The organism is Chryseobacterium barbadense (assembly GCF_042849955.1).
GTDB lineage: Bacteria > Bacteroidota > Bacteroidia > Flavobacteriales > Weeksellaceae > Chryseobacterium.
The window spans coordinates 1-4,619 of record NZ_BAAFHL010000106.1 but is presented as its reverse complement, the minus strand read 5'-3'; the positions used below and the strand labels follow the sequence as shown (position 1 = coordinate 4,619).

Below are 4,619 nucleotides of genomic sequence, written 5' to 3'. Positions count from 1 at the left end.
AATTGTAGATGCCAATGATTACTATCCTTTTGGAATGAATCATTTGAATAGTGGCAATGCCTTCTTTGGAACAGGAAGTTATAAAGCTTACAAGTACAACGGAAAGGAATTGCAGGAGACTGGGATGTATGATTATGGCTGGAGAAGTTACATGCCTGACTTGGGAAGATGGACTCAAATCGATCCTTTGAGTGAAAAGGGACATAATTTTTCTCCTTATAACTATGCTATAAATAATCCAATACGTTTTATTGATCCTGACGGATTATGGATTAGTATTACTGATGGAGATAATCAATATCGTTATTCTAACGGACAAACCCAACATCAAGTAAACGGAAAATGGCAGGCAATTGATTCAAGCGTAACTTTATCGGATAATGTAATAGCAATTATTGCAGGTTTACAAGCAATTGGAAGCGGAGGAGACACAGGAGCAGGGATGATTTCATATTATGACAATAAAGATCATGATATAAATATTCAATCCACAACTGGCGAAAATTATTATGATAATGGAACAGCATATATTAACCCTTCACTTGCATCAAATTATCCAACAAGTGATGGTCAGGTTTCAGACTCACCATTTTATGTAAAACTAGGGCATGAAATGGGTCACGGAATGGATCCTATGAAGAATAGCGACTTGTTTGGACCTTGGGTTGGAGGAAAAACAGAAAGTAAAGATGATGACATAAGTCATTCCGAAATTTTTGCTTCACATATTGAAAACCAACTAAGAGCAGAAAATAAATTGCCATTGAGAGTATCTTATAGAGCTTCTAAAGCAAATAAGGTAGCAAGAGGTGTAGACATCGAAACAATGCTTATTGATAGTACCGGAAATAGTATATATTTTAATAGCTATGGACAAAATCTACAGAATCAATTAAAGCCTGGAGATGCATTAAATGCTTATTATGATTACATAGGTTGTGGGCAGCCATTAAAGGGTAGATATAATTATTATGATAATGCCAAAAAACAAAAAAAATGAGAATATTTTTAATAGGTGCTTTCTTACTTCTTACTATTTCTTGTAAGTCACAAAATAATCAAAAATTAGAATCTGAAATTATTTCTTTTTATAAGGTAAATGACAAGGATATTCAAAATTGTAAAAAAGAAAGTGAAGAACTTCGAAAGAAGAAAACTGAAGAGTGGCTTATCGAAAATATTTATGATCAATGCATTGCACCATTAGAACATTTAAATTTCTTCAGGAGCAATAGTTTAAAAATGTTAGAGAAAACTTCAAATAAGGAAGATTTCTTAATAATTAACTTTATCAGTAACAATATGACAATACCATTTGATACTAAAACTATTTTATACGCTAATAAAAATTACTTTGGTATTAAACACTATTTTGATTCAGAAAATAATATGGTTATTGAAAAAAACGAAGAATTTGAAGTTAGTGAATTTGAAAAAGATAATATTGAAAAAATTGATGAGTATTTGAAAACAGGTAAATCAGAATATTTTAGTGATAAAAGTGATGGACAAATAGGTTTATATAAACAATGGAATGTCGTTGCAAAAATTAATGGAAAAGTTAGAATGATTGAATTGTTTAGAATAAAATAAACCCACCCTCGCTGGCGCGATAATAAGTAACCTTGTATTTATGAGATTGCTTATAACTACAAGTACAACGGTAAAGAACTTCAGGAAACAGGATTATGGGGCTAGAATGTATATGCCTGACTTGGGAAGATGGGGCGTGATTGATCCATTAGCAGAAAAGATGACAAGACACAATCCTTATAATTATGCATTTGATAATCCAATAAGATTTATTGATCCTGATGGTAGAGAGCCTGGAGAACCAGGAGGACCGGGCGACAAAGTCCAGGAAATTGAAGAAGTTGTCATTAATGCAAAACGCAGAGCCTTTGGTTTTTTTGGAAGAGTTTGGAATGGTGTTAAAAGTGGTGTTAAATGGGCAGGAAACCAGTTTAGAAAATATGAACCCGATGATATCAATATAAATAATATTGGGTATGAAGTAGGAATAGGAGCCAAAGAATTTAAGGTTGGAAGGTTTGCAAGAGTTTCATTGGAACTTTCAGGAGCTGGAGCTACATGGGATAATAAAAAAGACGATATAAATATCAGTGGACCGAAAGGAAGTATAGGAATATATGTAGGTACCAAAAAAGATGTTGGATTTGATATTGAAGTAGAAAGTCTTAATATGGGTTTGGTTTCAGGGAAAGTAAAAGGAGGTAGTGCAAAAATGACAGCTAATTTATTAGACATTGGTCTTGGAGAAAATAAAGTAAATGGAGTACATTTAATGGAAGGAAGTATTTTTGATAGTGCGGAAAAAGATTCGTGGTTTAATGGCAAAGTTGGAGTAAAAACAGAAGCTAATAGGATGATCGATGTCAATAATGACGGTAATTTATCTCCAATGGACATAGTAGGCGGAAAAGTGAAATGGGGTGTATCGGCTGATATTGAATGGAATGCCACACAAACAATTTCCAGAACATTAGGAGGAAGGGGTGTAGGTAGTGCATGGAAGAAAACAGATTAATATGAAAAAAGTATTTTTAATTATAGGAGGAATCATAATCTCACTTTTTATAGGTTTTTTAATTCTGATGATCATATATGTATTAAAATATAGTCCGGAAGCAATTAACAGAAATAAATTTGAAAATGATTTTGATTTGCAATTGAAGGGACAAATTTTAGATACTAAAGTAAATCGTTACGGACAAACATTAGTTTGCTTAAAGGTCATGAAATCCAACTATAAGAACTATTTCCCTATTTATAATCCTAATGAAGGAAGTGATGATAAAAACTTTTGGGAAAAAAGGTTTTTTATAAAAGTTGAAGATTCTTTGGCTGTATTCATTTGTGAAAATAAATCATCCTCTTCTATTTATGATTTTCTACACAAGGGAGCTTTTGTAGTGATCAATAGAAATAACAATAAATCTTTTGAGGTATTTAAAAATAACCAAACAGAAAAAGAAACAAATATTGGGTTAAAAATTCTCACATATCCCATTCGTGACAACATAGAAAAGAGTTGTCTAATGGAGAAATAAGAGTTTAAATAGAGTTACTACCTTTTTGAGACAAACATTTCTCCTTCTGATACTACTAAGTTCAAATATTAAAAAAATAGAGTATTAAATCTTCAAATAATTTAATGCTCTTGAGATTTTGGATGTCAATATTATTATCCTTTTGGGATGAGCTTTATAAGAAATGCCGAAGAAGAGTCTTATTTTGGGGCAGGAAGTTATAAGAACTACAAGTACAATGGAAAGGAGCTACAGGAAAGTGAGATGTATGATTATGGCGCGAGATTCTATATGCCGGATATTGGAAGATGGGGCGTTGTTGACGAACTAGCAGAAAAATCAAGAAGATTTTCTCCTTATACTTATGCTTTAGATAATCCAATAATGTTTATTGATCCTGATGGTAGAGAAGCTGAAAGATGTTGTAGTTGGAAAGATATAAAAGGTTTTGGGAAAGGAGTTCTTAACACAAGTTTTGGAATAGCTAAGAGTACGGTTAACACTCTTGTAGAAAATACTAATCCTGCTTTATTACTTTATAATAAAGGCACGAGCCTTTATAGTTCAGGTAAAAAAGTTATTAATGCATACCAAAAAGGAGGAGTAAAAGCAGCGGCAAAAGAAGCTGGAAATATAGTATATGAAGGTTCTGGGGCAAAAGCTCTTGTAGAAACAGTAAAAGGTGTAGCAAATGGAAATCCTGAATCAATAGGTCTGCTACTGTAATGGCTGTAGCTGTAGTTGCTACTCGTAAAGCGGGGGGGGACGGCTGCGGCTGCTGAAACGTCGATAATGAGTGAATTGACAAGTACTGTTAAGAATACAGCATCAGATTTAAAGGCTTCCGGGCAATTACCTGTCACAGTAGTGGGGGCAGAATTAAACGGACAAACTGTAATTGGAACAAGTGGTGCACCTCCTACGATTGTAGCTCCTCAATTGGAACCTGTTGTAAGTGAACTAGGGGGACTAGGTACAAAAACAGCCTCTGGAAATACTGTAGGATGTTGTGCAGAGTTTCGATTAGGAAATCAATTATTATTAGACAATCCATTATCGGCTCCAAGAGAAGTTAATTTTACAGATGCCATACGACCAAGAACAGGTCAAACCGTACCAATGTGTGATAATTGCAAACAAGCATTTGAAAAATAATATTATGTATACAGAAATTGAACAACAAACTTTAGATATAGATTGGTTTTTTACAGATAATGAAGATATTGCTTTTGTTGCATCTGCAGGAGGAAAATTACCAGAAACAATAGCGAAACTGGATAAAGATAATGGATTATCTAAATATTTTAGGGATCTTTCAGAAGTATCAGAGGTGATAATAAACCCAAGCTTAGAATTTATAATTCAAAAAGTTGATGATAATTATTTATCAGATTTTTTAAGTATGGCTAAAAAAGGACTTTATACTTTTGATAAAACTATTCTAAATAATTTTTCTGACACTTCGTATCATTTAGTAGCAAGTCCTAAAACTCCTTTAAAAATGAAAGATCTTCCTGAAAATATATTAAAACTTCTAATAAAAACTCAATATAACAATGATATTAGAGA

Annotated in this window: 6 protein-coding genes and 1 pseudogene; all 7 read left to right on the top strand. The window is 32.7% G+C overall.

Annotated features, from left to right (window positions below; translation table 11 throughout):
* Nucleotides 1–1,000, top strand: a 1,000-nt coding sequence (locus tag ACGHIN_RS16605; RefSeq protein WP_390456115.1) for an RHS repeat-associated core domain-containing protein, incomplete at its 5' end; no start/stop codon positions are given.
* Complete coding sequence (locus tag ACGHIN_RS16600) at nucleotides 997–1,593, top strand: hypothetical protein (protein WP_390456112.1); 597 nt, start codon at nucleotides 997–999, stop codon at nucleotides 1,591–1,593. The genes ACGHIN_RS16605 and ACGHIN_RS16600, both read left to right, overlap by 4 nt.
* 48 nt (nucleotides 1,594–1,641) lie before the next feature.
* Nucleotides 1,642–1,825: pseudogene (locus ACGHIN_RS16595) on the top strand (RHS repeat-associated core domain-containing protein); the annotation flags it as partial.
* A gap of 724 nt (nucleotides 1,826–2,549) precedes the next feature.
* Nucleotides 2,550–3,071, top strand: a complete 522-nt coding sequence (locus tag ACGHIN_RS16590; RefSeq protein ID WP_390456109.1) for a hypothetical protein — start codon at nucleotides 2,550–2,552, stop codon at nucleotides 3,069–3,071.
* Between the two features lie 147 nt (nucleotides 3,072–3,218).
* The gene (locus tag ACGHIN_RS16585) at nucleotides 3,219–3,776 is read left to right on the top strand and encodes an RHS repeat domain-containing protein (protein WP_390456106.1); all 558 of its coding nucleotides are present in this window, start codon (nucleotides 3,219–3,221) and stop codon (nucleotides 3,774–3,776) included.
* A 66-nt stretch (nucleotides 3,777–3,842) separates the two neighbouring features.
* On the top strand, nucleotides 3,843–4,205 hold the full coding sequence (locus ACGHIN_RS16580) for a hypothetical protein (RefSeq protein ID WP_390456103.1): 363 nt from the start codon (nucleotides 3,843–3,845) through the stop codon (nucleotides 4,203–4,205).
* A 4-nt stretch (nucleotides 4,206–4,209) separates the two neighbouring features.
* On the top strand, nucleotides 4,210–4,619 hold a 410-nt coding region (locus ACGHIN_RS16575; protein WP_390456100.1), incomplete at its 3' end, for a hypothetical protein.